The 25,594-nt window shown below is 74.0% G+C and carries 30 protein-coding genes (1 of these 30 running past the window's edge); 16 read left to right on the forward strand and 14 right to left on the reverse strand.

Going from position 1 to position 25,594, the window contains the following annotated elements:
- Window positions 1-26: 26 nt before the first annotated feature.
- The 6 genes from argJ to argH all read left to right on the forward strand — a co-directional run bounded on the left by argJ (window position 27) and on the right by argH (window position 6,356).
- Window positions 27-1,199 carry a bifunctional glutamate N-acetyltransferase/amino-acid acetyltransferase ArgJ gene (argJ, locus tag ACN268_RS00800; RefSeq protein ID WP_421481248.1) on the forward strand — a complete coding sequence of 391 codons (1,173 nt, stop codon included), beginning with the start codon at window positions 27-29 and terminating at the stop codon, window positions 1,197-1,199.
- Window positions 1,196-2,125 carry an acetylglutamate kinase gene (gene argB / locus ACN268_RS00805; protein WP_421481249.1) on the forward strand — a complete coding sequence of 310 codons (930 nt, stop codon included), beginning with the start codon at window positions 1,196-1,198 and terminating at the stop codon, window positions 2,123-2,125. Before argJ ends, argB begins: the two co-directional genes overlap by 4 nt.
- Complete coding sequence (locus ACN268_RS00810) at window positions 2,122-3,372, forward strand: acetylornithine transaminase (RefSeq protein WP_421481250.1); 1,251 nt, start codon at window positions 2,122-2,124, stop codon at window positions 3,370-3,372. Before argB ends, ACN268_RS00810 begins: the two co-directional genes overlap by 4 nt.
- Window positions 3,369-4,298, forward strand: coding sequence for an ornithine carbamoyltransferase (argF, locus tag ACN268_RS00815; protein ID WP_421481251.1), 930 nt, complete (start codon window positions 3,369-3,371; stop codon window positions 4,296-4,298). The genes ACN268_RS00810 and argF overlap by 4 nt, the downstream gene beginning before the upstream one ends.
- Window positions 4,295-4,804 carry an arginine repressor gene (locus ACN268_RS00820; protein ID WP_204927557.1) on the forward strand — a complete coding sequence of 170 codons (510 nt, stop codon included), beginning with the start codon at window positions 4,295-4,297 and terminating at the stop codon, window positions 4,802-4,804. The genes argF and ACN268_RS00820 overlap by 4 nt, the downstream gene beginning before the upstream one ends.
- Before the next feature lie 88 nt (window positions 4,805-4,892).
- Window positions 4,893-6,356 carry an argininosuccinate lyase gene (gene argH / locus ACN268_RS00825; RefSeq protein ID WP_421486782.1) on the forward strand — a complete coding sequence of 488 codons (1,464 nt, stop codon included), beginning with the start codon at window positions 4,893-4,895 and terminating at the stop codon, window positions 6,354-6,356.
- A 112-nt stretch (window positions 6,357-6,468) separates the two neighbouring features.
- Here the strand turns inward: argH and ACN268_RS00830 are convergent, their stop codons facing one another.
- Together ACN268_RS00830 and ACN268_RS00835 are read right to left on the reverse strand one after the other, a co-directional pair.
- The gene (locus ACN268_RS00830) at window positions 6,469-6,819 is read right to left on the reverse strand and encodes an MmcQ/YjbR family DNA-binding protein (RefSeq protein WP_421481252.1); all 351 of its coding nucleotides are present in this window, start codon (window positions 6,817-6,819) and stop codon (window positions 6,469-6,471) included.
- Window positions 6,820-6,965: 146 nt separating this feature from the next.
- Window positions 6,966-7,415 (reverse strand): DNA-binding protein, encoded by a 450-nt coding sequence (locus ACN268_RS00835; RefSeq protein WP_421481253.1) that lies wholly within the window; start codon window positions 7,413-7,415, stop codon window positions 6,966-6,968.
- 96 nt (window positions 7,416-7,511) lie between these two features.
- Between ACN268_RS00835 and ACN268_RS00840 the strand changes: the two genes are divergently transcribed.
- The 4 genes from ACN268_RS00840 to ACN268_RS00855 all read left to right on the forward strand — a co-directional run bounded on the left by ACN268_RS00840 (window position 7,512) and on the right by ACN268_RS00855 (window position 10,379).
- Window positions 7,512-8,117: a DNA-3-methyladenine glycosylase gene (locus ACN268_RS00840; RefSeq protein ID WP_421481254.1), complete on the forward strand. Its 606-nt coding sequence runs from the start codon at window positions 7,512-7,514 to the stop codon at window positions 8,115-8,117.
- An 80-nt stretch (window positions 8,118-8,197) separates the two neighbouring features.
- On the forward strand, window positions 8,198-8,497 hold the full coding sequence (locus ACN268_RS00845) for a hypothetical protein (protein ID WP_421481255.1): 300 nt from the start codon (window positions 8,198-8,200) through the stop codon (window positions 8,495-8,497).
- A 113-nt stretch (window positions 8,498-8,610) separates the two neighbouring features.
- On the forward strand, window positions 8,611-9,756 hold the full coding sequence (locus ACN268_RS00850; RefSeq protein ID WP_421481256.1) for an LLM class flavin-dependent oxidoreductase: 1,146 nt from the start codon (window positions 8,611-8,613) through the stop codon (window positions 9,754-9,756).
- Window positions 9,753-10,379: an FMN reductase gene (locus tag ACN268_RS00855; RefSeq protein ID WP_421481257.1), complete on the forward strand. Its 627-nt coding sequence runs from the start codon at window positions 9,753-9,755 to the stop codon at window positions 10,377-10,379. The genes ACN268_RS00850 and ACN268_RS00855 overlap by 4 nt, the downstream gene beginning before the upstream one ends.
- 3 nt (window positions 10,380-10,382) lie before the next feature.
- Here ACN268_RS00855 and ACN268_RS00860 read toward each other — a convergent pair whose 3' ends face one another.
- Both ACN268_RS00860 and ACN268_RS00865 read right to left on the reverse strand, forming a co-directional pair.
- On the reverse strand, window positions 10,383-11,252 hold the full coding sequence (locus ACN268_RS00860) for a universal stress protein (protein WP_421481258.1): 870 nt from the start codon (window positions 11,250-11,252) through the stop codon (window positions 10,383-10,385).
- 128 nt (window positions 11,253-11,380) lie between these two features.
- The gene (locus ACN268_RS00865) at window positions 11,381-12,265 is read right to left on the reverse strand and encodes a universal stress protein (RefSeq protein ID WP_421481259.1); all 885 of its coding nucleotides are present in this window, start codon (window positions 12,263-12,265) and stop codon (window positions 11,381-11,383) included.
- Between the two features lie 326 nt (window positions 12,266-12,591).
- Here ACN268_RS00865 and ACN268_RS00870 point away from each other — a divergent pair, with 326 nt between their 5' ends.
- The gene (locus tag ACN268_RS00870) at window positions 12,592-13,062 is read left to right on the forward strand and encodes a cyclic nucleotide-binding domain-containing protein (protein ID WP_067305204.1); all 471 of its coding nucleotides are present in this window, start codon (window positions 12,592-12,594) and stop codon (window positions 13,060-13,062) included.
- On the opposite strand, the gene ACN268_RS00875 is transcribed toward ACN268_RS00870, so the two are convergent.
- Both ACN268_RS00875 and ACN268_RS00880 read right to left on the reverse strand, forming a co-directional pair.
- Complete coding sequence (locus ACN268_RS00875; RefSeq protein WP_421481260.1) at window positions 12,977-13,348, reverse strand: hypothetical protein; 372 nt, start codon at window positions 13,346-13,348, stop codon at window positions 12,977-12,979. The genes ACN268_RS00870 and ACN268_RS00875 overlap by 86 nt on opposite strands.
- Entirely contained in the window at window positions 13,345-13,521 is a 177-nt protein-coding gene (locus ACN268_RS00880; protein ID WP_421481261.1) for a hypothetical protein, read from the reverse strand. Before ACN268_RS00880 ends, ACN268_RS00875 begins: the two co-directional genes overlap by 4 nt.
- Window positions 13,522-13,749: 228 nt before the next feature.
- Here ACN268_RS00880 and ACN268_RS00885 point away from each other — a divergent pair, with 228 nt between their 5' ends.
- Entirely contained in the window at window positions 13,750-13,971 is a 222-nt protein-coding gene (locus ACN268_RS00885; RefSeq protein WP_204927708.1) for a helix-turn-helix transcriptional regulator, read from the forward strand.
- Between the two features lie 9 nt (window positions 13,972-13,980).
- Here ACN268_RS00885 and pflA read toward each other — a convergent pair whose 3' ends face one another.
- From pflA to ppdK, 4 genes are all read right to left on the reverse strand, one after another.
- On the reverse strand, window positions 13,981-14,766 hold the full coding sequence (gene pflA / locus ACN268_RS00890; RefSeq protein WP_421481262.1) for a pyruvate formate-lyase-activating protein: 786 nt from the start codon (window positions 14,764-14,766) through the stop codon (window positions 13,981-13,983).
- Window positions 14,763-17,006 (reverse strand): formate C-acetyltransferase, encoded by a 2,244-nt coding sequence (gene pflB, locus ACN268_RS00895; protein WP_421481263.1) that lies wholly within the window; start codon window positions 17,004-17,006, stop codon window positions 14,763-14,765. Before pflB ends, pflA begins: the two co-directional genes overlap by 4 nt.
- 143 nt (window positions 17,007-17,149) lie before the next feature.
- A complete protein-coding gene (locus tag ACN268_RS00900) occupies window positions 17,150-17,602 on the reverse strand; it encodes a hypothetical protein (protein ID WP_421481264.1) in 453 nt (150 codons plus the stop codon).
- Window positions 17,603-17,613: 11 nt separating this feature from the next.
- Window positions 17,614-20,274: a pyruvate, phosphate dikinase gene (gene ppdK, locus ACN268_RS00905; RefSeq protein WP_421481265.1), complete on the reverse strand. Its 2,661-nt coding sequence runs from the start codon at window positions 20,272-20,274 to the stop codon at window positions 17,614-17,616.
- Between the two features lie 142 nt (window positions 20,275-20,416).
- Here ppdK and ACN268_RS00910 point away from each other — a divergent pair, with 142 nt between their 5' ends.
- The 3 genes from ACN268_RS00910 to ACN268_RS00920 all read left to right on the forward strand — a co-directional run bounded on the left by ACN268_RS00910 (window position 20,417) and on the right by ACN268_RS00920 (window position 23,061).
- Window positions 20,417-20,920, forward strand: a complete 504-nt coding sequence (locus ACN268_RS00910; RefSeq protein WP_421481266.1) for a GNAT family N-acetyltransferase — start codon at window positions 20,417-20,419, stop codon at window positions 20,918-20,920.
- 9 nt (window positions 20,921-20,929) lie between these two features.
- Window positions 20,930-21,568 carry a hypothetical protein gene (locus ACN268_RS00915; protein WP_421481267.1) on the forward strand — a complete coding sequence of 213 codons (639 nt, stop codon included), beginning with the start codon at window positions 20,930-20,932 and terminating at the stop codon, window positions 21,566-21,568.
- Between the two features lie 170 nt (window positions 21,569-21,738).
- Entirely contained in the window at window positions 21,739-23,061 is a 1,323-nt protein-coding gene (locus ACN268_RS00920) for a hemolysin family protein (RefSeq protein WP_421481268.1), read from the forward strand.
- A gap of 12 nt (window positions 23,062-23,073) precedes the next feature.
- On the opposite strand, the gene ACN268_RS00925 is transcribed toward ACN268_RS00920, so the two are convergent.
- The 4 genes from ACN268_RS00925 to ACN268_RS00940 all read right to left on the reverse strand — a co-directional run bounded on the left by ACN268_RS00925 (window position 23,074) and on the right by ACN268_RS00940 (window position 25,452).
- Window positions 23,074-23,385, reverse strand: coding sequence for a PRC-barrel domain containing protein (locus tag ACN268_RS00925; RefSeq protein ID WP_421481269.1), 312 nt, complete (start codon window positions 23,383-23,385; stop codon window positions 23,074-23,076).
- The gene (locus ACN268_RS00930) at window positions 23,378-23,755 is read right to left on the reverse strand and encodes a hypothetical protein (protein WP_421481270.1); all 378 of its coding nucleotides are present in this window, start codon (window positions 23,753-23,755) and stop codon (window positions 23,378-23,380) included. Before ACN268_RS00930 ends, ACN268_RS00925 begins: the two co-directional genes overlap by 8 nt.
- On the reverse strand, window positions 23,752-24,978 hold the full coding sequence (locus ACN268_RS00935; RefSeq protein ID WP_421481271.1) for an NRAMP family divalent metal transporter: 1,227 nt from the start codon (window positions 24,976-24,978) through the stop codon (window positions 23,752-23,754). The genes ACN268_RS00930 and ACN268_RS00935 overlap by 4 nt, the downstream gene beginning before the upstream one ends.
- A gap of 99 nt (window positions 24,979-25,077) precedes the next feature.
- Window positions 25,078-25,452, reverse strand: a complete 375-nt coding sequence (locus ACN268_RS00940) for a PaaI family thioesterase (RefSeq protein ID WP_204927706.1) — start codon at window positions 25,450-25,452, stop codon at window positions 25,078-25,080.
- Between the two features lie 116 nt (window positions 25,453-25,568).
- On the opposite strand from ACN268_RS00940, the gene tyrS reads away from it, so the two are divergent.
- Window positions 25,569-25,594: the 5' end (the start) of a tyrosine--tRNA ligase gene (gene tyrS, locus ACN268_RS00945; RefSeq protein ID WP_421486783.1), read on the forward strand. Its footprint extends 1,261 nt past the window's final position; only the first 26 of its 1,287 coding nucleotides appear in the window; it begins with the start codon at window positions 25,569-25,571; its stop codon lies beyond the right edge, outside the window.

The raw sequence follows: 25,594 nt of genomic DNA on the forward strand, positions 1-25,594 counted from the left end.
GCAGTCGCGAACGAAAGGCCAGTCCAGTGAGTGTCACCGCCCCTCGGGGCTTCCGTGCGGCCGGTGTCGCGGCCGGGTTGAAGAGCGGCGGGGCCACCGACGTCGCCCTGGTCGTCAACGACGGTCCGGACGCCGGAGTGGCCGGCGTCTTCACCACCAACCGGGTCAGGGCCGCGCCGGTGCGCTGGACGCAGCAGGTCGTCCGGGGCGGCGTGGTCCGCGCGGTGGTGCTGAACTCCGGTGGCGCGAACGCCTGCACCGGTCCGGCCGGGTTCCAGGACACCCACGCCACCGCCGAGCACACCGCCGCGGCGCTCACCGCGTCCAGCCCCCGGCTGCGGCTCGGTGCCGGTGACGTGGCGGTCTGCTCGACCGGGTTGATCGGTGAGCGGCTGCCGATGGACCGGCTGCTGCCGGGGGTGCGTACCGCGATCCGGGCGCTGGCCCGCGACGGCGGTCCGGCCGCCGCCGAGGCGATCATGACCACGGACACCCGGCCGAAGACCACCGTCGCCCGGGGCTCCGGGTGGAGCGTGGGCGGGATGGCGAAGGGCGCGGGCATGCTCGCCCCGGGCATGGCCACCATGCTGTGCGTGCTGACCACCGACGCGGTGGCCGGGCCGGAGCTGCTGGACGCGGCGTTGCGGGCGGCCACCCGGGTCACCTTCGACCGGGTCGACTCCGACGGGTGCATGTCCACCAACGACACGGTGCTGCTGCTGTCCAGCGGGGCGTCCGGGGTGGAGCCCGACGAGGCGGAGCTGACCGCCGCGGTCACCGCGGCCTGTCACGACCTGGCCCAGCAGTTGGTGGCCGACGCGGAGGGGGCGACCAAGCAGGTCGCCATCGAGGTGGTCGGTGCCGCCGACGAGGACGACGCGGTCGAGGTGGGCCGCTCGGTGGCCCGCAACAACCTGGTCAAGACGGCGTTGTTCGGCAACGACCCGAACTGGGGGCGGATCCTGGCCGCGGTCGGCACCACGGCCGCCGCGTTCGACCCGGACGCGGTGGACGTGGCGGTCAACGGGATCTGGGTGTGCCGGGGCGGTGCCGCCGCCGAGGACCGGTCCAAGGTCGACCTGACCGGGCGGGACGTCACCATCCGGATCGACCTGCACGCCGGCGGGGCGGCGGCCACGATCTGGACCAACGACCTGTCGCACGCGTACGTGCACGAGAACTCGGCGTACTCGACATGAGCCTGTCCGCGGATCTCACCCGGGCCCAGGTGAAGGCCGAGACGCTGATCGAGGCGCTGCCCTGGCTGGCCCGGTTCTCCGGTGCCACCGTCGTGGTCAAGTACGGCGGCAACGCGATGGTCGATCCGGCCCTGCAACGGGCCTTCGCCGCCGACATGGTCTTCCTGCGCTATGCCGGGCTCAAGCCGGTCGTGGTGCACGGCGGCGGGCCGCAGATCTCGGCGATGCTCGGTCGGCTCGGCATCGCCAGCGAGTTCAAGGGTGGCCTGCGGGTCACCACGCCGGAGGCGATGGACGTCGTCCGGATGGTGCTGGTGGGTCAGGTGGGCCGGGAACTGGTCGGTCTGATCAACGCGCACGGACCGTTCGCCGTGGGCCTGTCCGGCGAGGACGCCGGCCTGTTCACCGCCGTGCGCCGGCCCGCCTGGGTCGACGGCGAGGCGGTCGACGTGGGTCAGGTGGGTGACGTGGAGTCGGTGGACGTCTCGGCGGTGACCGACCTGATCGCGGCGGGCCGGATCCCGGTCATCTCGACCGTCGCGCCGGACGCCGACGGGGTGCTGCACAACCTCAACGCCGACACCGCCGCCGCCGCGCTGGCGATCGCCCTTCAGGCCCGCAAGCTGGTCGTCCTCACCGACGTCGCCGGCCTGTACGCCGACTGGCCGGACACCGCCAGCCTGGTCAGCGAGATCGACACGGAGGCGTTGGCGACGCTGTTGCCGTCTCTGGAGGCGGGGATGGTGCCCAAGATGGAGGCCTGCCTGCGGGCGGTGCGCGGGGGAGTGCCCGCCGCGCACGTCGTCGACGGCCGGGTCGCCCACTCCACGCTGCTGGAGGTCTTCACCTCGGAGGGGTTCGGCACGATGGTCGTCGACACCCCGGCCGGGTCCACCACCACCCAGGAAGGCACGGTCGGCTCATGAGTACGCTGGTGGAACGCTGGCGGCAGTCCATGATGGACAACTACGGCACCCCGCCGCTGGCGCTGGCCTCCGGTTCGGGCGCGGTCGTCGTCGACGAGGCCGGCCGGGAGTACGTCGACCTGCTCGGCGGCATCGCGGTCAACTCCCTCGGGCACGCCCACCCCGCCGTGGTAGCCGCCGTCTCCAAGCAGGTCGCCACCCTCGGTCACGTCTCCAACCTGTTCGTCGCCGAACCCCCGGTGGCGCTGGCGGAACTGCTGCTGGCGCTGGCCGGCCGGCCCGGTCGGGTGTTCTTCGCCAACTCCGGCGCGGAGGTCAACGAGGCCGCGTTCAAACTGTCCCGGCTCACCGGCCGGTCGCACGTCGTCGCCACCGTCGGCGGTTTCCACGGCCGCACCATGGGGGCGCTGGCGTTGACCGGCCAGCCGGCGAAGGCCGACCCGTTCCGCCCGCTGCCCGGCGACGTCGACCACGTCCCGTACGGCGACGTGGCGGCGCTGGCGGCGGCCGTCACCGACGCGACGGCGATGGTGATCCTGGAGCCGATCCAGGGCGAGAACGGGGTGGTCGTCCCGCCGCCCGGCTACCTGGCCGAGGCGCGGCGGATCACCGCCCGGCACGGGGCCCTGCTGGTCCTCGACGAGGTGCAGACCGGGATCGGGCGTACCGGGTACTGGTTCGCCCACCAGGCCGAGGGGGTCGAACCGGACGTCGTCACCCTGGCCAAGGGGCTCGGCGGCGGGTTGCCGATCGGCGCCTGCCTGGCCTTCGGCCGGGCCGCCGAGCTGCTGCGCGCCGGGTCGCACGGCACCACCTTCGGCGGCAACCCGGTGAGCTGCGCCGCCGCCCTCGCGGTGGTCTCCACGATCGCCAGCGAGGGGCTGCTCGACCACGTCAAGCGCACCGGTGAACGGCTGCGCCGGGGCGTCGAGGCGCTGGGTCACCCGCTGGTGGCCGAGGTACGCGGAGCCGGGCTGCTGCTCGGCATCGTGCTCGCCGCGCCGGTCGCCGGCCCGGTGGCCGACGCGCTGCGGTCGGCGGGGTTCCTGGTCAACCCGGTCCAGCCGGGCGTGATCCGGCTGGCCCCGCCGCTGGTCCTCACCGCCGAGCAGGTCGACGCGTTCCTGGCCGCCCTCCCCGCCGCCCTCGACGCGCACACCCCGGCATCCGACGGCGCGCCGGGTGCGCAGACCGCCGCCGTGCCGCCGTCCACTCCCACCCCGACCCCGACGGAGACCCGCACATGATCCGGCACCTGCTGGCCGACGACGACCTCACCCCGGCCGAACAGTCGGCCGTGCTCGACCTGGCCGCCCGGATGAAGGCCGACCGGTTCGGGTTCACCCCGCTGGCCGGGCCGCGTTCGGTGGCGGTGCTGTTCGACAAGCAGAGCCTGCGCACCCGGATCTCGTTCGACGCCGGCATCGCCGAGCTCGGCGGCCATCCGCTGGTGGTGGACACCCAGGTCACCCACTTCGGGCGGGGCGAGACACTGGCCGACGCCGGCCGGGTGCTGTCCCGCTACGTCGCGGCCATCGTGCTGCGTACCCACGGCGACGACCGGATCGCCGAGGTGGCGGAGCACGCCACGGTGCCGGTGGTCAACGCGCTGACCGACGGCTACCACCCGTGCCAGCTCCTGGCCGACCTGCTCACCGTCCGCGAGCACTGCGGCGGCACCGCCGGGCGGACCCTGGCGTACGTGGGGGACGCGGCGAACAACCTGTCGCACTCGTACCTGCTGGCCGGGGCGACGGCCGGGATGCACGTGCGGGTCGCCGGGCCGGCCGGGTTCCAGCCCGATCCGGGGGTGCTGGACCGGGCCGGGAAGATCGCCGCCGGCACCGGCGGGTCGGTACGGGCGCTCGTCGACCCGGTGGAGGCGGTCCGGGACGCCGACGTGGTCGCCACCGACACCTGGACCTCGATGGGGCAGGAGGACGACGGCCTGGACCGGATCACCCCGTTCCTGCCGTACCAGGTCAACACGGCGCTGCTCGGCCACGCCCGGCCGGACGTGAAGGTGCTGCACTGCCTGCCCGCGCACCGGGACGAGGAGATCACCAGCGAGGTGCTCGACGGCCCGCACAGCGTGGTCTTCGACCAGGCGGAGAATCGGCTGCACGCCCAGAAGGCGCTGCTGACCTTTCTCCTGGAGGCATCCTCATCATGACCGCCCCGACCCGCGCCGCCCGGCACGCCCGCATCGTCGAGTTGATCCGGGCCAGGGCGATCCGTTCCCAGACCGAGCTGGCCGACCTGCTCGCCGCCGACGGGGTGCAGGTCACCCAGGCCACCCTCTCCCGGGATCTGGAGGAGTTGGGTGCGGTGAAGGCCCGGGGCGGCGACGGGCGGGCCGGTTACCTGATCCCCGAGGACGGCCACCGGCCGCTGCGTGACGCCGAGGCGGCTCCCGCCCGGCTGATCCGGCTGCTGCGGGAACTGCTCAACGGGGTCGACTCCAGCGGCAACATCGCGGTGCTGCGCACCCCGCCGGGCGCGGCCCACTACCTGGCCAGCGCGGTGGACCGGGCGGGACTGGCCGAGGTGGTCGGCACCATCGCCGGTGACGACACCATCCTCGTGGTGGCCCGGGAGGCCGACGGTGGGGCCGCGCTCGGCGAGAAGCTCGCCGGGTGGGCCCGCCGCGACGACGGCGGCGAGACGAACACCCCGTGACCGCCCGGGTCACGGGTTCACAGACGACGGACGAGCCGGCGTCGGGGCGTACCCCACCGTCGGGGAGCGAAAGGTGAGCACTGCCAGAATGAGCGGCGTGGACGACAAGAGCCTGACCGAGAACAGCGCCGCGACGAACCGAACGAGCCTGTGGGGTGGCCGGTTCGCCGGTGGCCCCGCCGAGGCCCTGGCGCGGCTGTCGGTGAGCGTCCAGTTCGACTGGCGTCTCGCCCCATACGACATCGCGGGTTCCCGGGCGCACGCCCGGGTGCTGGCCGGCGCGGGGCTGCTCGACCCCGACGAGCTGGGGAAGATCCTGGCCGCGCTGGACGACCTGGAGGCGGCCTGCGCGTCCGGGCAGTTCCGCCCGACGATCGACGACGAGGACGTGCACACCGCGTTGGAGCGGGGCCTGCTGGAGCGGCTGGGCAGTCTCGGCGGCAAGCTGCGCGCCGGCCGGTCCCGCAACGACCAGGTCGCCACCGACCTGCGGCTCTATCTGCGCGACCATGCGCGGGGGGTGGCCGCCCGGCTGGTCGAGCTGGCCGAGGCCCTGGTGGAGCAGGCGGAACGGCACGTCGACACGGCGGCACCGGGGATGACCCACCTGCAGCACGCCCAGCCGGTCACCTTCGGGCACTGGCTGCTGGCGCACGTCCAGCCGCTGCTGCGGGACCTGGAGCGGCTGCGCGACTGGGACCACCGGACGGCGGTCAGCCCGCTCGGCGCGGGCGCGCTGGCCGGCTCGGGCCTGCCGCTGGACCCGGTGGCGGTCTCCAAGGAGCTGGGCTTCCGGACGTCGTTCGCCAACTCGATGGACGCGGTCGCCGACCGGGACTTCGTCGCCGAGTTCCTCTTCGTCACCGCCCTGGTCGGGGTGCACCTGTCCCGCCTCGGCGAGGAGGTGGTGCTCTGGACGTCGCACGAGTTCGGCTGGGTGGAGCTGGACGACGCGTTCGCCACCGGGTCGTCGATCATGCCGCAGAAGAAGAACGCGGACATCGCCGAGCTGGCCCGGGGCAAGTCGGGCCGGCTGGTCGGTGGGCTGATGAGCGTCCTGACGATGCTCAAGGGCCTGCCGCTGGCCTACGACCGGGACATGCAGGAGGACAAGGAGCCCGCGTTCGACGCGGTCGACACCCTGGAGCTGCTGCTGCCGGCGCTGGCCGGGATGATCTCCACGATGACGGTACGGGTGGACCGCCTGGTCGCCGCCGCGCCGGTGGGCTTCTCGCTCGCCACCGAGGTCGCCGACTGGCTGGTGCGGCGCAACGTGCCGTTCCGCGACGCGCACGAGATCACCGGCAAGCTGGTGGCGCTCTGCGCGGCCCGCGACTGCGCCCTCGACGACGTGTCCGACGCCGATCTGGCGGCGGTCAGCGAGCACCTCGACCCGTCGGTGCGTGACGTGTTGTCGGTCCGGTCGGCGCTGGCCGCCCGGATCACCCCCGGCTCCACCGGCCCCGGTCCGGTCGCCGACCAGCTCGCCGCCGCGTCCGACCAGCTCACCGGCTGGCGGGAGTGGGCCGCCGAGCGGGTCGTCCCCCGCTGAGCTGACCCGCGCCGGTCGCCCGTCGTCCCGTGGTCCGGGGCGACGGACGACCGGGCGCGGTCCGGCCGGTCGTGCTGCTGACCGTCGGCCGGGCGGGCGGGTGGGTCGCCGGTCAGGTGGGGCGTTCGCGGCGGGGCAGCTTCGCCAGCACCGCCTCGTACGAGCCGTCGACCGCCTCGACCAGTTCGTCGTCGGGGATGGCGCCACCCAGGTCGAGGGCGTTCCAGCCGGAGCGGCCGACGTACGGCATCGGTCGGGCGTCGGCGGGGAACCGGTGCAGCCACTCGTCGGCGACCTCGCGGCTCGGGCCGCACTTCACCCCGATCCGGGGGGTGCCGTCGGGTGCGCCGAGGAACGCGAAGATCCGGCTGCCCACCTTCACCACCTCGTCGCCCTCCCAGGGGCGGTCCAGCCAGGCCCCCGGCTTGCCGAGGCAGTACGCCAGCATCTCCTCGCGGGTCATGGTGTCCTCCCGGTGCGGTGGTGGTCGGCCCAGTCTCCCCGAACCGGCCTGCTCCGGCTGGTCGGCCGTCCTGGTCGTTGCCGCCGGGTCGCCGCTGGCGTACGGCTGGAGATGACTTCGGGGGGAGAGGTGGGGCGGCCAGGCGACTACTCCACGTGCTGGGTGGTGGCCGGCGTTGACATCGTCGTGTCGGCGGTCCGGCTGACCAGGCGTTCGTAGCGTTGCCGGGCGGCCTGCGCGCTGCCCAGGCCGAGGCCGTGGCCGATCGCCTGCCAGGTCAGTCCCCGGGCCCGTGCCGTCGCCAGCAGGCCCGCCTCCAGCACGTCGAGTTCGGCCCGCAGGTGTGGCACCAGGGTCAGCGCGGCCATCAGATCGGCCCCGTCGACAGGCTCCTCGTCGGTGTCCGGCACGATCCCGCCAGCGGCGAGCGCGGTGACCACGCAGACCGCTTCCCAGGGGTCGGCGAGGTGCGGGTTGGTGTGCCGACGGCGTCGGGCGTCGGTGTCGGCGTGCCGCTCGCTGAGCCGGTGCAGCGCGGCGTAGGTCCGTTCGGCTCGGGCGCGGCTCGCGTCGGGTGCGGTGAAGGCGTCGCTCATCCCCCCATCCCAATCCATCAACGAAACGTTGTCAACGAAACGCTTAGGCGCTCCCGTCGGTTTGCCGATCTTCGCCGGGTGGCGTTACCTGGACCGGTGGACTATCCGTGGCTGCACGCCCCCGCCGCCGAGGTCGCCGAGACGGCACGCACCCTGCTCGGCTGGGAACTGGCCGCCGGCGGCGTCCGGATCAGGCTGACCGAGGTGGAGGCGTACGCGGGCACCGGCGAAGATCCGGCGTCGCACGCCCACCGGGGCCCCACCCCCCGGACCACTGTGATGTTCGGTCCGGCCGGGCACGCGTACACGTACTTCGTGTTCGGCATGCACTGGTGTCTCAACATCGTCTGCGGCCGGGACGGGGAGGCGGCGGCCGTCCTGGTGCGCGCCGGTGAGGTGGTTGACGGGCTGCCGACCGCCCGCGCCCGTCGGGGCGACGTCGCCGACCGGGACCTGGCCCGGGGGCCGGCCCGGCTGGCCGTCGCGCTCGGCGTCACCGCGTCGGCGAACGGCACCTGCGTGCTCGACGGGAGCGGCCCCCTGCTGCTGAGCCCGCCGACCCGGCCGGTCACCCGGGCCGAGGTCTCCGCCGGCCCCCGGGTCGGGGTGGCCGCCGCCCACGACGTGCCCTGGCGGTTCTGGATCACCGGTGACCCGACGGTCAGCCCCTACCGCCGGCACGTACCCCGACGTCGCACCTGACCCGACAGCCGACCGGCCGGTCGGCGGGACCGCCGGCTCGCTGGCATTCGCGCGCAATCATGACCCTGGAGGTGGCCCGGATGGACTCACACGACGCCGGAGTGCTGGTCGGCCGGTTGGCCTGCGTGGTCATTCCGCTACTGGTGATGCTGGTGCTGGCCGCGGTGGTCGTGGTGGCGGTGCAGGTCGCCCGCCGCCGGCCGACCCCACCCGGGCCGCCCCCGGCCCCGTCCTGGCCCCCGCCCGGTCCGGCCGGGTCCGGCCCGCCCGCCGCGCCGCCGCACCCCACGCCGCCGGCCCCCGCCGGTCCGCCGTCGGGCGCATCGGACCAGCCCGACCCGGGTACGCCCCCGCAGGGGGAGCGGCCACCGGCGGGGTGACCGGGGCCACCCCACGCGTGGTCGCCGCCGGAATAGTTGACGCTGCAACTATGTTGTGCGCGACGTCCGGGTACCACGAACGGTCCCGGTATCTCAGACGCGAGGAGCTGGTCATGCAGTTCGGAGTCTTCACCGTCGGCGATGTCACGGTCGACCCGACCACCGGACGGGAGCCGACCGAGCACGAGCGGATCAAGGCGATGGTGGCGATCGCCCTCAAGGCCGAAGAGGTCGGTCTCGACGTCTTCGCCACCGGTGAGCACCACAACCGCCCGTTCGTCCCCTCCTCGCCCACCACCATGCTGGGGCACATCGCCGCCCGTACCGAGCGGCTGCTGCTGTCCACCTCGACCACGCTGATCACCACCAACGACCCGGTGAAGATCGCCGAGGACTACGCCATGCTCCAGCACCTGGCCGACGGCCGGGTGGACCTGATGATGGGGCGCGGCAACACCGGGCCGGTCTACCCGTGGTTCGGGCAGGACATCCGCAACGGCATCCGGCTGGCCGTGGAGAACTACGAGCTGCTGCACCGGCTGTGGCGCGAGGACGTCGTCGACTGGCAGGGCAAGTTCCGCACCCCGTTGCAGTCGTTCACATCCACCCCGCGCCCGCTCGACGGCGTGCCGCCGTTCGTCTGGCACGGCTCGATCCGCAGCCCCGAGATCGCCGAGCAGGCCGCGTACTACGGTGACGGCTTCTTCGCCAACCACATCTTCTGGCCCAGGGAGCACACCCAGCGGATGGTCGGCCTCTACCGGCAGCGCTTCGCCCACTACGGCCACGGCTCGCCCGAGCAGGCCATCGTCGGGCTCGGCGGCCAGGTGTTCATGCGGCGCAACTCGCAGGACGCGGTCCGCGAGTTCCGGCCGTACTTCGACAACGCGCCGGTCTACGGGCACGGGCCGTCGCTGGAGGAGTTCACCCGCCAGACCCCGCTGACCGTGGGCAGCCCGCAGCAGGTCATCGACCGTACCCTCGGCTTCCGCGAGTACGTCGGCGACTACCAGCGGCAGTTGTTCCTGCTCGACCACGCGGGGCTGCCCCTGAAGACGGTGCTGGAGCAGCTCGACCTGCTCGGCGAGGAGGTCGTACCGGTGCTGCGCAAGGAGTTCGACGCGCTGCGCCCGGCGCACGTGCCGGTCGCTCCCACCCACGCGTCGCTGGTCGCCGCCCGCGACGCCGCCGACCGGGCGGCCACCGGAGCGGCCGACGCCGGTGACCTGGCCGGGGCCGGGGCGGAGGGTCGGCGATGACCCGCCGCACCCTGGCCGTGGTGTCGGCGGGGCTGAGCCAACCGTCGTCCACCCGGCTGCTCGCCGACCAGCTCGCCGCGGCCGCCCGCGACGAGCTGGTCGGGCGCGGCGACGAGGTGGAACTGCGGGTAGTGGAGCTACGCGACCACGCCCACGACGTGGTGAACAACCTGCTCACCGGCTTCCCGTCGACCGAGCTGCGGGCCGCCCTCGACGCGGTCACCGGAGCCGACGGCATCGTCGCCGTCACGCCGATCTTCAACGCGTCCTACAACGGGCTGTTCAAGTCCTTCTTCGACGTGGTGGACGCCCAGGCGCTTGTCGACCGGCCGGTGCTGATCGGCGCGACCGGCGGCACCGCCCGGCACTCCCTCGCCCTGGAACACGCCGTCCGGCCGATGTTCGGCTACCTGCGGGCGGTGGTGCTGCCGACGTCGGTCTTCGCCGCGCCCGAGGACTGGTCCGGCGGCACCGCCGAGGGGGCGCTGCGGGCCCGCATCCAGCGCGCCGGCCGGGAACTGGCCGACCAGGTCGACAGGCGTCCGCCTGCTGCCGGCCCGGCCGACCCGTTCGCCCTCACCACCGACTTCGCCGAACTCCTCGGCGGCGGTCGGGAGGACTGAGCCTCACCGGTACGGGTGGGCCACCAGCACCGGGCAGTGGGCGTGCTGCACCACCGCCTGGCTGACCGAACCCAGCAGCAGGCCGGTGAAACCACCCCGCCCCCGGGTGCCGACGGCCAGCACCGACGCCGTCGCGCTCGCCTCGACCAGGCCCTGCGCCACCCCGACCGCCCGGACCGGGTGCTCCCGCAGCACCACGTCCGGGTGGTCGGCGCGCACGGCGGCGGACGCCTCGGCGAGCAGCCGCACGGCGTGCGCCCGGTACGCGGCCTCTGCCTGCTCCGCGTCGACCTCGTCCCGCTCCGGCGGGGTGGGGCCGACGTGCACCAGCACCAGCGGGACCCCCCGGCGGACGGCCTCGGCGGCGGCCTGGTCGGCGGCCACCCCGGCGGCCGGCGAGCCGTCCACGCCCACCAGCACCGGCCCGTCCGGGCGACCCGCGGGGGTCTCCGGGCGCACCACCAGCACCGGGCAGTGCGCGTGCGCGGCGACCTGCGCGCCGACCGAGCCGAGCAGCAACCCGGTGAACCCGCCCAGACCCCGGCTGCCCACCACCACCAGGTCGGCCCGGCGGGACTCCTCGACCAGCGTCGCGCCCGCCCCACCGGCGACCTGCCGCGCCTGCACGGTCAGCCCCGACCACCTGTCGGTCAGCTCGGCGGCGGTCCGCTCCAACATCCGCTGCGCCTCCTGCGACGGCGCGGGCACCCCCAGGTCGTACGGGTTCAGCGGGACGCCGTACCCGAGCGGGTGCAGGTAGCCGTGCACCAGGTGCAGGGACGCGCCGCGCAGCACCGCCGCGTGGGCGGCCTGCTCCGCGGCGGCCAGGCTGGCCGGCGATCCGTCCACCCCCACCACCACCGGTCGTGTCATCGGCCCTCCCAGGATCGGTTCTGCCCGTGTCGCCGGTCCTGCCCTCGTCGCCGGCCCAGCCCATTGTCGACGCGCCGGCCCGCCCGCGCCGGCAGGTCACCCGGCCGGGCGTGCCGCCGCCCCGACGGTCAGGCCGGCCGGCGTCGGACGATCACCAGTGGGCTGTGCGCGTGGTGCAGCACCGCGTGGCTGACCGATCCGAGCAGCACCCCGCCCAACGCGCCACGGCCGTGCGCGCCGACGACGGTGAGCTGGGCGGACGCCGACTCCTCGACCAGCACCCGGGCCGCCGCGCCGGGCACCAGCAGCCGGGTCACCGGCACGTCCGGATAGCGTTGCGACCAGCCGGCCAGCGCCTCGGCGAGCACCCGCTCCTCCTCGGCGGCGACCGCCTCCACGTCGTAGACCAGCGGCAGCACGTCACCCGGGCCGATCGGTGCCGGGGTCAGCCAGGCGTGCACGGCCAGCAGCCCGGTGTCGCGCTGCGCCGCCGCGGCGAAGGCGAACCCGAGCGCCTCGGTGGACAGCGCCGACCCGTCCACCCCGACCAGCACCGGGCCGTCCGCCCGTGGCTCACCCCGGACCACCAGCACCGGGCAGTCGGCGCGGGCCGAGACCTGCACCGCCACCGAACCGATCAGCAGCCCGGCGAAGCCGCCCAGCCCCCGGGTGCCGAGCACCACCAGCGCCGCGTCGCGGGCCTCGCGCAGCAGCACCGGGGTCGGCGCGCCGTCGGACAGGTAGCCGGTGACGGTCAGCTCCGGGGCGATCTTGCCGGCTTCGGCGACCGCCTCGGTGACGATCCGTTCGGCCTCGTTGCGCAGTCCGCCGTCCGGCGGTCCGACGGGCGCGGGGCCGAGCGGGACGCCGAAGAGCGGCCAGACGAACGCGTGCACCACCCGCAGCGGGCGGTTGCGGGCGACGGCCTCCCGGGCGGCCACCCCGACCGCGTCCAACGCCGATCGGGAACCGTCCACACCCACCACGACGGGGGCACCGGCTCTGTTGGTCATCACGTCCTCCTTCGTCCCTTTCTAGCCTGGCCCGGCCCGGCCGGCCCGGTCAGGGGCGTCCGGCCCCGCCGGCGGGCCCAAGGTCCCGGGTGGGGCGGTCGGGCGGTGGGCGCTGCGCCATGTCGCCGAAGTTGCGGTTTCGGAGCCGTCGGACACCGCTGTTTCGGTGCCATGGAGTTGATCGAGCGTCACGTCGTCGTCGTGGCGCACCCCCGGGTCGGCCGGGGCTCGGGCGATCCGCCGCAGGTCACGGGACCAACGGCCCTGCCGCTCGGCCGCCGACGGGTGTGCCATGGAGGCGACGACCACCGGCGAAGGGCACCCCGATGACCCCTCTGGAGATGCTCACCGAGCACCCGTTCCTCGCCGGGCTGCCGCCGCAGTGGCTGCCCCGGCTGACCGGGTACGCCCGACCGGTGGTCTGGCACCCCGGCCACCGGCTGTTCCGCGCCGGTCAGCCGGCGGAACGGTTCTGGCTGGTCCGGGGCGGTGAGGTGGCGCTGGACTTCCCGGTCCCCGCACGCGGCGACGTCGGCATCGAGTCGATCGGGGCCGGTGGGGTGCTGGGCTGGTCGTGGCTGTTCCCGCCGTACCGCTGGCAGTTCGGCGCGGTGGCCGTCCGACGGACCCCGACCGTGGAGTTCACCGCCGAGGGGGTACGCCGGCTGATGGAGTCCGACGACGCCCTGGGCCGGCAGCTCACCACCCGGTTCATGAGCGTGGTGGTGGACCGGCTCCAGGCGTCCCGGGTCCGGCTGCTCGACCTGTACGGCTACCCGACCTCGGCCGCGAGCTGACCCGCGCCCGCGTCGAGGCACCCGGCGGCGTCGGCCCGGACCGCGCAACCGGCGTCGGGGCGGTGCGCGGGGCGACGACCAGTCCGGCCGGGCGGACGAAGACCGACCGGCGGGCCACCGCGTCGCCCCGGTCGTCGAGCCGGTAGCCGTCGAGCCAGACCCAGCCGTCGTACGTCGGCCAGTCGAGCACGCGGATCACCCGGAACCGGACCGGCCTGACGAACTGGACGCTGGCCGCGCGGGTCAGCAGGAGCAGGTCGCCCGCCCTCGGCGGGGGCGCGTTCACCGCCGGCCGAACACGCTGCGGTACCGACGCCACGCCCTGATCCGGGTGCGCGCGGCCTCCACCGCCGGGCAGAAGCCGGTGCCGGTGCACCGCTCGCACCGCCGGTCGCGGTGCTGGTCCAGGCAGCGCCAGGCCGATTCGATCAGGTACGGCACCGCGCGGTGTCGACACATTGCGCCTCCCGGGGGTGGGGTCGTCGCGGCACCCCGCCCCGCCGAGCCCCGCTCCACCAGGGCGGAGGCACCGCGCCACCGATTCCACACCCTTGGTCACCCCGTGTCAATGTTGACGCGTACACGTAAGCGCGATGTAGTTAACGTGCCATCTGAGACGCGATTGCGCTAGCGTGCAAACATGATCGTGTCAACTCCGGCACGCGCGCACCGGTCTACCTTTCGGGCATGACTGATGAGGTGCCGGGGCCACTCGTCGCCGCAGGCGAGATCCTGAAGATGCTGAATGTCAGCCGGTCACGGTTCCGGGCCATCGCGCTGCACCCGAACTTTCCGCGCCCGTTCCAGACGTTGTCGGTCGGCTCGGTGTGGCTGCGGTCCGACGTCGAGGCGTACATCCGGGACCACCGCCGCCCCAGGCCGTCGGCAGACGACGACGAGCAGGGCTGAGACGCCGGGTCAGGTGACGGTCAGGCCGCGTTCGGTGAACTGGCCCCGGACCCGGGCCACCAGCTCCGGGGTCGGCGGTTCCGTGCGGGCCAGCGGAAAGGTCAACCCCAGCTCGGCGTACTTGTGCGCGCCGAGGCGGTGGAACGGCAGCACCTCGACCCGCTGCACGGTGGCCAGCCCAGCGACGAAGTCGGCGACGCCCGCCACGTTCTCCTCGGCGTCGGTGAGGCCGGGGACCAGCACGAACCGTACCCAGATCGGGGTGCCCCGGTCGGCGAGCCGGCGGCCGAAGCGCAACGTCGGGGTGACCGACCCGGTGCGGGTGACCCGGCGGTAGGTCGCCGGGTCCCACGACTTGACGTCCAGCAGCACCAGGTCGGTGGCGTCGAGTAGGGCGTCGTCGGCGCGGACGCCGAGGAAGCCCGAGGTGTCCAACGCGGTGTGCAGGCCCAGGTCGTGACAGCGGCGCAGCACCTCACCGGTGAACCGGGGCTGCATCAGCGGCTCGCCGCCACTGATCGTCACCCCGCCACCGGCCACCGCGATGAACCGCCGGTACGGCTCGATCTGCGCCATCAGCTCGTCGACGGTGCGGTGCCGGCCGCTGCGCCGGTACCAGGTGTCCGGGCTGTGGCAGTACCGGCAGCGCAGCGGGCAGCCGGCGAGGAAGGCCACGAACCGGGTGCCCGGCCCGTCCACCCCGACCGACACGTCCCACGAGTGCACCGCCCCGGTCGGCACGCCGTCGCCCCGCCGGGTGGCGGTGGCGACGGCGTCGGGCGGCCGGACGTTCACAGCGACCCGTGGAAGGTCCGGGACACCACGTCCTCCTGCTGTTCCCGGGTGAGCCGGACGAAGTTCACCGCGTACCCCGAGACCCGGACGGTCAACTGCGGGTAGCGCTCCGGGTGCGCCATCGCGTCGACCAGGGTGGCCCGGTCCAGCACGTTGACGTTGAGGTGGAACCCGCCGGCGTCGGTGTAGCCGTCGAGCACCCCGGCCAGGTTGTCGATCCGCTCGTCGCGGGTGTGGCCCAACCCGTCCGGGGTCACCGTCGAGGTCAGCGAGATGCCGTCGCGGGCCGCGTCGTACGGCAGCTTCGCCACCGACAGCGCGGCGGCCACCAGCCCGTGGGTGTCCCGGCCGTTCATCGGGTTCGCGCCCGGGGCGAACGGCTCACCGGCCCGCCGGCCGTCCGGGGTGTTGCCGGTGTGCTTGCCGTACACCACGTTCGAGGTGATGGTCAGCACCGACATGGTCAGCTCGGCGTCGCGGTAGGTGCGCTGCCGGCGCAGCTTCGCCGCGAACGTCTCGGTCAGCCACACCGCGATCGCGTCGGCCCGCTCGTCGTTGTTGCCGTACGTCGGCGGTTCCCCCTCGACCACGTAGTCGATCGCCAGGCCGGTGTCGTCGCGCAGCACCTTCACCTTGCCGTAGCGGATCGCAGCGAGGCTGTCCACCGCCACCGACAGCCCGGCGATGCCGGTGGCCATGAACCGGCGCACCGGATGGTCGTGCAGGGCCATTTCCAGCCGCTCGTAGGCGTACCGGTCGTGCTGGTGGTGGATCACGTTCAGCGCGTCCACGTACGTCTCGGCCAGCCAGTCCAGGGTGCGCTCGTACGCGGCCAGCACCTCGGCGTAGTCGAGGGTCTCTCCGCCGACCGGGGCGCTGACCGGGGCGACCTGCTCACCGGTGATCTCGTCGCGCCCGCCGTTGATCGCGTACAGCAGGGCCTTGGCGAGGTTGGCCCGCGCGCCGAAGAACTGCATGTCCCGGCCCACCCGCATCGCCGACACGCAGCAGGCGATCGCGGTGTCGTCGTCGTACGCGGGCCGGATCAGGTCGTCGTTCTCGTACTGGATGGCGCTGGTGTCCAGCGACACCTGGGCGCAGAACCGCTTGAAGCCGACCGGCAGCCGGGGCGACCAGAGCACCGTCAGGTTCGGCTCCGGCGCGGGACCGAGGTTGTAGAGGGTCTGCAGGTAGCGGAAGCTGGTCCGGGTCACCAGCGGCCGACCGTCGGCACCCATCCCGCCGAGCGCCTCGGTGACCCAGGTCGGGTCGCCGGAGAAGAGCTGGTCGTACTCGGGGGTGCGCAGGAACCTGACGATCCGCAGCTTGATCACGAAGTCGTCGACCAGCTCCTGGGCGTCGATCTCGGTCAGCCGCCCCTCGGCAAGATCCCGCCGCAGGTAGACGTCGACGAACCCGGCGGTACGCCCCAGCGACATCGCCGCGCCGTTCTGCTCCTTGGTGGCGGCCAGGTAGGCGAAGTAGAGCCACTGGATCGCCTCCCGGCCGGTGGTGGCCGGGCCGGAAATGTCGTAGCCGTAGCTTTCGGCCATCTGCGCCAGCTCGCCGAGGGCCCGGATCTGCTCGGCCAGCTCCTCACGGTCCCGGATCACCTCGTCGGTCGACGGCCGGTCGTCCAGCGCCGCCTTGAGCGCCTTACGCTCGGCGACCAGCCGGTCCACCCCGTACAGCGCCACCCGCCGGTAGTCGCCGATGATCCGTCCCCGCCCGTACGCGTCGGGCAGCCCGGTGATGACGTGCGAGCGGCGCGCGGCGAGCACGTCGGCCGGGTACGCGTCGAACACCGCGTCGTTGTGCGTCCTGCGGTACGTGGTGAAGATCCGGTGCACCTGCGGGTCGGCGGGGTAGCCGTACGCCTTCAGCGCGGTCTCCACCATCCGCAGCCCACCGGCGGGCATGATGGCCCGGCGCAGCGGCGCGTCGGTCTGCAACCCGACGATCAGCTCCCGCTCCCGGTCGATGTACCCGGGGGCGTGCGCGGTGATGGTGGACGGGGTGGCGGCGTCGACGTCGTACACGCCGCGTCGGCGTTCCTCGACGAACATCGACCGCAGCGTGCCCCAGACCTCCAGGGTGCGGCAGGTGGGTCCGGTGAGGAATGACGCGTCCCCGGTGTAGGGCTCGTGGTTGTCCCGGACGAAGGCGGCCACGTCGACGGTGTCGCGCCAGGCGTCGCCGGTGAAGCCGCGCCACGGGTCGAGATGTGCGGTGCCGGTCATGATCGGTCCTTCCGCGCTGGTCGGGTCCGGCGGCCTGGGTCGCCGGGGTGTTGCGCCTGCACCATCAGCCTCGTCGGGCCGGGCCGTCCCGGGCAGAGGCGCAGGACCACCCCCGCCCGGGACCAAAGACCCCCGGCGGCCGGTCAGCGCCGCACGACGAGCCGTTGGGCGCGCAGCAGCCGCGCCCACCACGGCCGGGGCGTCGCCGGGCGCAGCGCGGGCACCCGCGCTCCGCGCAGGCTGACCCAGCCGCCGGGCCCCATGGTGACCGTGCCGATCGCCGGTGGTCGACGCCGCGCCACCACCGCCACGCCGGCGGTGAGCAGGGCGACGGCGGCGGCACCGGCCGTGGCGGCGAGCACCCGGTCCGGGTCGGGCAGCGCCCGGTAGCGGACCCGCCCGTCGGCGAGCACGAACGCCCCGACGGCCCGCCCGTCGCGGGTCACCGGCACCAGTGCGGCGGCCGGCGAACCGGGCAGCGTCAGCACCGGCCCCACCGGCCCGGCCGTCGTGGTCCCGGTCGCCTCCACCGGGGTACGCGGCACCGGCGGTGGGCCCAGCGTGGCGGGTCCGGTCGGGTTGAAGATCGCGGTCATGGCGCTGCCTCCTATCGGCTGTCGGACGTGCCGGTGCCGGCGGCGACGGCGGCCCGGCCCGCCGCGAGCCGGGCGACCGGCACCCGGTACGGCGAGCACGAGACGTAGTCCAGGCCGGCGTCGGCGAAGAACGCCACCGAGTCGGGGTCGCCGCCGTGCTCGCCGCAGACCCCGACGGTCAACTCCGGGCGGGTGGCCCGCCCCTGTGCCACGGCCAGCCGCACGAGCTGACCCACCCCGACGGTGTCGAGGCTCTCGAACGGCGACACCTCGAAGATCCCCCGCTCCAGGTACGCCCCGAAGAACGACCCCTCCACGTCGTCGCGGGAGAACGCCCAGGTGAGCTGGGTCAGGTCGTTGGTGCCGAAGGAGAAGAAGTGCGCCTGGGTGGCGATCTGTCCGGCGGTCAGCGCCGCCCGGGGCACCTCGATCATCGTGCCGATCGGCACGGCCGGCGCGTCGGGCACCTCGGCGAGCACCCGCTCGGCCTCCGCCCGCACGACCGCCAACTCCCGCACGTCACCCACCAGCGGCACCATGATCTCCGGGCGGGGGTCCCCGCCGTCGCGGACCCGCTGCGCCGCCGCCTCGGCCACCGCCCGCACCTGCATGGCGAACAACCCGGGCACCACCAGCCCGAGGCGCACCCCGCGCAGCCCCAGCATCGGGTTGGCCTCGTGCATCCGACGGACCGCCGCCAGCAGCTCCCCGTCGCGTCCCGGGTCCCGGCCCGACGCCTCGGCGCGGGCGACCCGCGCGGTCAGCTCGGCCAGCGGCGGCAGGAACTCGTGCAGCGGCGGGTCGATCAGCCGGATCGTCACCGGCAGGCCGTCCATCGCGGCGAGCAGCTCGGTGAAGTCGGCCCGCTGCAACGGCAGCAGCGCCGCCAACGCCCCGGCCACCGCGTCCGGCCCCTCGGCCAGGATCAGCCGTTCCACCAGTTCCCGCCGTCCGCCGAGGAACATGTGCTCGGTGCGGCACAGCCCGATGCCGGTGGCGCCGAGCGCGCGGGCCCGACGGGCGTCGGCGGCGGTGTCCGCGTTGGCCCGCACCCCGAGCCGGCGTACCGCGTCGGCGTGCCCGAGCAGCCGGTGCACCGCCGCCACCAGGGGGTCGGCCTGCGGGTCCAGCTCACCGGCGAGGTACCGGGCGACGGGGGAGGGCTGCACCGGCACCGCACCCGGGTAGACCCGGCCGGTGGTTCCGTCGATCGAGATCACCTCGCCGGCCCGGACCACCCGGTCGCCGACGGTGAACTCACCCCGATCGGGGTCGACCGCCAGCGCGTCCGCCCCGCAGACGCACGTGCGGCCCATGCCCCGGGCCACCACGGCGGCGTGCGAGGTCTTCCCGCCCCGCGCGGTGAGCACCCCGGCGGCGGCGATCATGCCGGGCAGGTCGTCCGGGTTGGTCTCCCGACGCACCAGGATCACCGGCCCGTCGGCGGCGGTCGCGGCGGCCGAGTCGAACACCACCCGACCCACCGCCGCCCCCGGCGACGCCCCCACCCCGACGGTGAGCGGCGGCGGCGCGTCGGCCAGGTCGAACGCGGGGAACATCAACTGACCCAACTGCGCCCCGCTGACCCGGCACAACGCCTCGTCCAGGGTGATCAGCCCCTCGTCGACGAGCTGGGCGGCGATCACGAACGCGGCGGCGGCGGTCCGCTTGCCGACCCGGGTCTGCAACATCCACAGCGTGCCGCGTTCGATGGTGAACTCGACGTCGCACAGGTCCCGGTAGTGCCGTTCCAGCGTGGTCAGCACCCCGGTGAGCTGCTGGAAGCTCGCCGGGTCGAGCCGGGCCAGCTCGGGCAGGGCGACGGTGTTGCGGATGCCGGCCACCACGTCCTCCCCCTGGGCGTCGGGCAGGTAGTCGCCGTACACGCCGGGCAGGCCGGTGGCCGGGTCGCGGGTGAACGCCACCCCGGTGCCGGAGTCCGGGCCGAGGTTGCCGAAGACCATCGCCATCACGTTGACGGCGGTGCCCAGGTCGTCGGGGATGTGCTCCTGCCGCCGGTAGATCCGGGCCCGCGCGGAGTTCCACGACGCGAACACCGAGCACACGGCCTGCCGCAACTGCTCCTGCGGGGACTGCGGGAACTCGTGCCCCACCACCCGCAGGAAGATCTTCTGGTACGTCGACACCAGGTCGCGCAGTTGTCCGGCGTCCGGCCCGTCCGGGCCGGCGGTGGCCCGCAGGGCGGCCAACTCGTTGTCGAACTCCTCCGCCGGCACCCCGTGCACGGTCCGGCCGAACATCTGGATCAACCGCCGGTACGAGTCCCACGCGAACCTCGCGTCGCCGGTGCGGGCGGCCAGCCCCGCCACGGTGGCGTCGGTGAGCCCGATGTCCAGGATCGTCTCCATCATCCCGGGCATCGAGTACCGGCCGCCGGAACGCACCGCCAGCAGCAGCGGGTCGTGCGGGTCGCCGAGCCGCCGGCCCACCTGCCGCTCCACCCGCCGCAGGTGGGTGTCGACCTCCGCGAACAGCCCGTCCGGCGGCGACCCGGTGGCCAGGTACGCCCGGCAGGCGTCGGTGCCGATGGTGAAGCCCGGCGGCACCGGCAACCCGAGGCGGGTCATCTCGGCGAGGTTGGCGCCCTTGCCGCCGAGCAGGTCGGCCCTGCTGCGGTCACCCTCGATGAAGTCGTAGACGTACCTGGTCATGGCCCCGGCCTCCACTCCACTCGCCGGTCGGACCTGTCCCTTCGTTGGTAGCAACGCCGGGGGGTCCACCGGCAGGGCCGGACGGTACGCCGAGCGGGCCACAGGTCCCGACGTGTCGGTGCCGGTGCGTATCCTCCGGGCGGTGACCGCCGATGTGTCCCTGCGCCCGGTGCGCGACGACGACCTGCCGCACTTCTTCGTCCACGAGCAGGACCCGGAGGCGGCCTGGATGGCGGCGTTCGGCCCGGCCGACCCGACCGACCGGGCGCTCTTCGACGCGCACTGGGCCCGCATCCGCGCCGACCCCCGGGTGGTCAACCGCACGGTGGTCGTCGACGGCGCGGTGGTCGGGCACGTGGCGGCCTTCCCGGTGGGCGAACACACCGAGGTCAGCTACTGGATCGACCCGCGCCGGTGGGGGCGCGGGCACGCCACCGCCGCGCTGACCGCCCTGCTGCGGGAGCTGCCGCACCGGCCGCTGCGGGCCCGCGCCGCGAAGGACAACCGGGCCTCCCTGGCGGTGCTGCGCAAGTGCGGCTTCGTCGTCGTCGGCGAGGACTCGGGATTCGCTCCCGGCCGGGGCGTCGAGGTCGAGGAATGGCTGCTGGAGCTGCCCGACGTGCCCGCTGACCAGCGCGGGCACTAGTCTCGCGGAGTGAACTGGCTCGAACTCGTCGGCTGGGCCGGCTCCGCGCTGCTGGTCTGGTCGCTGCTGCAGACGCGCATCCTGCGGCTGCGCGCCCTCAACCTGGTCGGCTGCCTGATCCTGATCGGCTACAACGCCGCCGTGCAGGTCTGGCCGATGGTCGGCCTCAACGTGGTGCTCGCCGTGATCAACGTGTGGTACCTGCGGACGATGCTGGCCACCCGGCACGACGACCGCGCCTACCAGGTGGTCGAGGTGGGCGTCGGCGACCAGTTCCTGGCCCACACGCTGCGGGTGCACGCCGCCGACATCGCCCGGTTCAACCCCGACTTCCGCCCACCCCCGGCCGACGCCGACCGGTCGGCCTTCCTGGTGGTACGCGACGACGAGGTGGTCGGGGTGGTGCTGTCGCACGCCGAGGCGGACGGCGTCGCCCAGATCGACCTGGACTACGTCACCCGCCGCTTCCGCGACTTCACCCCCGGCGAGTTCGTCTACCGCCGCAGCAGCCTGTTCACCGACCGGGGGTTCCGCCGGGTGGTCAGCCCACCGGGCATGGTCGCCCCCTACTACCACCGGCTCGGCTTCCGCCCCGAGGGCGACGCGTACGTCCTCGACCTGACATCCGCCACCGCCGGACGCGGCTGACCGCACGGGCCGGCGCACCGGTCGGACCCGCCGCCGGTGACCGGTCGGGGTCACCGGGAGGGTTCGCGGACCGCTCGGTTGGGCACAGACTGGGCTACGCCGGGCGGGTCCTCCGTCCGGCGGCGTCGGCGGTGTCGCCGACGCCCACCGCCTGAGGGAGAGTGCCGGGCGTGCAGAGCTACTGGAGCCAGTTGGCCCTGGTCGGAGTCCTGGTGGTGCTCAACGCGATCTTCGCGGGCAGCGAGATGGCGCTGGTGTCGCTGCGGGACAGCCAAGTGCAGCGGCTGGAACGCACCAGCCGGGCCGGCCGGGTGCTCGCCCGGCTCGCCAAGGACCCGAACCGTTTCCTCGCCACCATCCAGATCGGCATCACCCTGGCCGGGTTCCTCGCCTCGGCCGCCGCGGCGGTCTCCCTGGCCAGGCCGCTGGTGCCGCTGCTCGGGTTTCTCGGCGGGGCCGCCGAGACGGTGGCCATCGTGCTGGTCACCCTGGTCCTGACCTTCGTCACCCTGGTCTTCGGTGAGCTGGCCCCGAAGCGGATCGCCATGCAGCGCGCCGAACGCTGGGCGCTGCTGGTGGCCCGCCCCCTGGACATCCTGTCCAGCTTCACCCGCCCGGCGGTGTGGCTGCTCGGCGCCACCAGCGACCTGGTGGTCCGCCTCGCCGGGGTCGACCCGAAGCACCAGCCCGACGAGATCGGCCCCGACGAGCTGCGCGACATCGTCGCCGGCAACCACGGCTTCACCAAGGAGCAACGCACGATCATCGCCGGCGCGGTGGAGATCGCCGACCGGCAGCTGCGCGCGGTGCTCGTACCCCGGTTGCAGGTCTTCACGCTCGACAGCGGGACCACCGCGGAGGCCGCCCGGCTGCTGCTGGCCGCCACCGGCCACTCCCGGGCCCCGGTGGTCCGCCACGGCGGCCTCGACGACGCGGTCGGCGTGATCCACCTGCGCGACCTGGTGGGGGTGCCGGACGACCGGCCGGTCGACGACTGCGCCCGCCCGCCGATGCTGCTGCCCGACTCGCTGCCGGTGGTCGACGCACTGCGCCAGTTCAAGGCAGAACGGCAGCACATCGCCCTGGTCGTCGACGAGCGGGGCGCGGTCGACGGCATCGTCACCCTGGAGGACATCCTGGAGGAGATCGTCGGGGAGATCTACGACGAGACCGACCGGGACGTCCGCGCGGTGCGCACCGAGGACGACGGCTCGCTGGTGCTGCCCGGCACCTTCCCCGTGCACGACCTGACCGACATCGGCGTCGAGGTGCCCAACCGGCCCGCCGGTGACTACACCACCGTCGCCGGCATGGTGCTGTCCTGCCTCGGGCACATCCCCACCGTCGCCGGGGAGCAGGTCACCATCGACGAGTGGGAAATCACCGTCACCGACGTCGACCAGCGCGCCATCACCCAGATCCGGCTGCACCACGCCCCGACCGCGACCCCCGCCGAGGAACCGGAACCCGTACCCGACGAGGCCCACGCCTGACCCGACCCGGGATCAGTGCGGGGGCGTCGGGTCGCCGAACGGGAAACCCGGCACCGGGGGCAGCAACTGCACCTGGTCGGCGGGGAACTGGCGGGTGTCCCGGCTCAACGCCCACGCCGTCACCCGGATGAGCCAGGGGCCGGACGGGTGCCGCTGCGCCCCGATCAACCGGCCCCACACCCGACTCCACCAGTGACCGGTCACCAGCACGTCGGTCAGCCGCAGCCGGCCGTCCGGGAAGTCCCCCCGCACCACCACGTCCACCACCCGCCCCAGCCGCCGGCCGTGCAGGTCGTACGCGGTGCGCCCGAGCAGCTCACCCACTCGCACGGTCGGCCCCCGGAATCCGGTCGATCAGGTGCCGCCGCAGCCACGTCTCCACCGGCGGGCGGGGCAACTCGTCGGCGCGGGCCCGCAGCCGGACCGCACTGTCGATCCGGGCCACCTGCCCGAACGGGATGCGCAGCGGAGCCGACGCCTCCTCGGTGAACCGGTCGGCGAGCGCCACCAGCAGCCGCCCGACCCGGCCACCGATCCGCCGCCCCAGCGCGCCCTGCCCGGTCAGCAGGTACGCCACGTACGGCACGCCCCGCCCGTCGACGGCGAACTCGACGTCGTCGACCTTGCCCAGCAGCACCCCGTCGGCGTCGACGATCTGCCGGTCGAGCAGTTGCCGGCCGAGCTGGACCCTCACCGCCCCATCCCCGTCCCGACCGCCAGCGGAACCGCCGCCACCGACGCCGCCACGATCACCAGCAGGAACACCGCACCGAGCAGGTTGAGCCACGGCCCGTTCACGTCGTCACCCAGGTACGTCCGGTCGTTGGCGACGACCAGGATCGGCAGGTACGTCAACGGCAGCACCACCGCGCTGGCGACGAGCATGTACTCGGTCAACCGCACCGGGTCGACGGTGGTGGCCAGCAGCAGCGTCGCGGCCAGCACGCTGACCAGCAGCACGCTGTGGAACCGGGCGGCCTCCCGGGGACTGACCCGCTTGCCCCACTGCCAGCCGAAGTACTGCGCCGCCGCGTACGCCGCCGACAGCCCGGTCTCCAACGCGGCCCCGAACGTCACCGCGAAGAACGCCAGCGCGGCGACCGCCAGCCCCACCCCGCCGAACGCCAGCACCACCGGCTCGGCGACCTGGTCGAGGGTCGACAGCGACACCCCGGCCGGGTGGAACACCACGGCGGCCGTGGCGATCAGCGACAACGCCAGCAGACCGCCGACCGGGAAACCGATGAGCACGCTCGACCGGGCGTCGGCCAGGTCGGCGGCGCTCCAGTTCTCCTCCACCCCGCCGGAGGAGAAGAAGAACACCTCGTACGGGCTGACCGTGGAGGCGAACAGCGCCACCGCCACGAACCAGTACGCCCCCCAGCCCTGCCCGGCCGGATTCGGGTGCAGGGCGTCGTGGCCGAGCGCCGCCCAGTCCGTCGGCAGCCGGAACAGCGCCACGGCGAAGACCAGCAGGGTCAAGCCGGCCAGCCCGAACACCCGCTCCATCAGCTGGAACCGCATCCGCCACAGCACCAGCCAGACCGCGAACGCCGCGACCGGCACCCACAGCAGGTAACTCACCCGGGACGCCAGTTGCAGCGCCAGCGCCACCCCGCCCAGCTCGGCGGCCAGGGTCAACACCGTGACCAGGTAGGACGCCGCCAGGTTGAGCAGCGCCACGCGGGGACCCAACCGCTCCCGGACCAGGTCGAACACCGCCCGGCCGCTGACCGCCGCGATCCGACCTGCCATCTCCGCGTACGCGCAGATGCCGACCACGCCGAGCAGCAGCACCCAGGCGTGGGCCATGCCGAAACGTGCCCCCGCCTGACCCGCCGCCACCAGGTCGCCGATGTCGACGAAACCGCCGATGGCCGAGAGCACCCCGAGGGTGGCGGCGAGGAGCTTCCTCACGTGCGGACGGGATCGGCGGCGGTCATCGAGGCGACGATATCGGCGCAGTGCCCCTTGTAACGGGCGAACCGGGCAGGCTCGCCGCTCCCGCCCGGCGGGTCAGTCCCGGCTGAGGTTCTGCAACCGCACCTGACCCCGCGACACCAGGCGTCCCTCCGCGTCGGTGATCTCCACCTGCCAGAGCTGCTGGCTGCGCCCCCGGTGCACCGGGGTGCCCACGGCCACCAGCTCGCCCTCGCGGACCGCGCGCAGGAAGTCCGTCTGGTTGGAGACTCCGACGACGCTGCCCCGGTCGCCCAGCCAGAGCGTGCCGCCCACACTGCCGACCGTCTCCACCACGGCGCAGTAGACCCCGCCGTGCAGGATGCCGGCCGGCTGGTGCAGCTCGGGCCGCACCTTCCACCGGATCACCACCCGGTCCCCGCTGGCCTCGTCGAACGTCAGCCCCAGCAGACCGACCAGACCGTCCGTCATCTCCGGGATCTCCACGGCTGTTCCTCCTCGTCGCACCGGCCGGGCCAGCCTAGCCGCGCCGCCCGGCGGCAAACCCGGTACGGCCCCAGGTCGGCGATGGGGGAGAATCGGTGACCGTGACCGACAGCAACCTCCCGCACGG

Source organism: Micromonospora sp. WMMD735 (assembly GCF_049178995.1).
Taxonomy (GTDB): Bacteria; Actinomycetota; Actinomycetes; order Mycobacteriales; family Micromonosporaceae; genus Micromonospora; species Micromonospora wenchangensis.

Bases quoted from the DNA above. Each gene is read 5' to 3' on its own strand.
- argB (WP_421481249.1), top strand. From the start codon at position 1,196: ATGAGCCTGTCCGCGGATCTCACCCGGGCCCAGGTGAAGGCCGAGACG.
- ACN268_RS00810 (WP_421481250.1), top strand. From the start codon at position 2,122: ATGAGTACGCTGGTGGAACGCTGGCGGCAGTCCATGATGGACAACTAC.
- argF (WP_421481251.1), top strand. From the start codon at position 3,369: ATGATCCGGCACCTGCTGGCCGACGACGACCTCACCCCGGCCGAACAG.
- ACN268_RS00820 (WP_204927557.1), top strand. From the start codon at position 4,295: ATGACCGCCCCGACCCGCGCCGCCCGGCACGCCCGCATCGTCGAGTTG.
- argH (WP_421486782.1), top strand. From the start codon at position 4,893: ATGAGCGGCGTGGACGACAAGAGCCTGACCGAGAACAGCGCCGCGACG.
- ACN268_RS00830 (WP_421481252.1), bottom strand. From the start codon at position 6,819: ATGACCCGCGAGGAGATGCTGGCGTACTGCCTCGGCAAGCCGGGGGCC.
- ACN268_RS00835 (WP_421481253.1), bottom strand. From the start codon at position 7,415: ATGAGCGACGCCTTCACCGCACCCGACGCGAGCCGCGCCCGAGCCGAA.
- ACN268_RS00845 (WP_421481255.1), top strand. From the start codon at position 8,198: ATGGACTCACACGACGCCGGAGTGCTGGTCGGCCGGTTGGCCTGCGTG.
- ACN268_RS00850 (WP_421481256.1), top strand. From the start codon at position 8,611: ATGCAGTTCGGAGTCTTCACCGTCGGCGATGTCACGGTCGACCCGACC.
- ACN268_RS00855 (WP_421481257.1), top strand. From the start codon at position 9,753: ATGACCCGCCGCACCCTGGCCGTGGTGTCGGCGGGGCTGAGCCAACCG.
- ACN268_RS00860 (WP_421481258.1), bottom strand. From the start codon at position 11,252: ATGACACGACCGGTGGTGGTGGGGGTGGACGGATCGCCGGCCAGCCTG.
- ACN268_RS00865 (WP_421481259.1), bottom strand. From the start codon at position 12,265: ATGACCAACAGAGCCGGTGCCCCCGTCGTGGTGGGTGTGGACGGTTCC.
- ACN268_RS00870 (WP_067305204.1), top strand. From the start codon at position 12,592: ATGACCCCTCTGGAGATGCTCACCGAGCACCCGTTCCTCGCCGGGCTG.
- ACN268_RS00880 (WP_421481261.1), bottom strand. From the start codon at position 13,521: ATGTGTCGACACCGCGCGGTGCCGTACCTGATCGAATCGGCCTGGCGC.
- ACN268_RS00885 (WP_204927708.1), top strand. From the start codon at position 13,750: ATGACTGATGAGGTGCCGGGGCCACTCGTCGCCGCAGGCGAGATCCTG.
- pflB (WP_421481263.1), bottom strand. From the start codon at position 17,006: ATGACCGGCACCGCACATCTCGACCCGTGGCGCGGCTTCACCGGCGAC.
- ACN268_RS00900 (WP_421481264.1), bottom strand. From the start codon at position 17,602: ATGACCGCGATCTTCAACCCGACCGGACCCGCCACGCTGGGCCCACCG.
- ppdK (WP_421481265.1), bottom strand. From the start codon at position 20,274: ATGACCAGGTACGTCTACGACTTCATCGAGGGTGACCGCAGCAGGGCC.
- ACN268_RS00940 (WP_204927706.1), bottom strand. From the start codon at position 25,452: ATGACGGACGGTCTGGTCGGTCTGCTGGGGCTGACGTTCGACGAGGCC.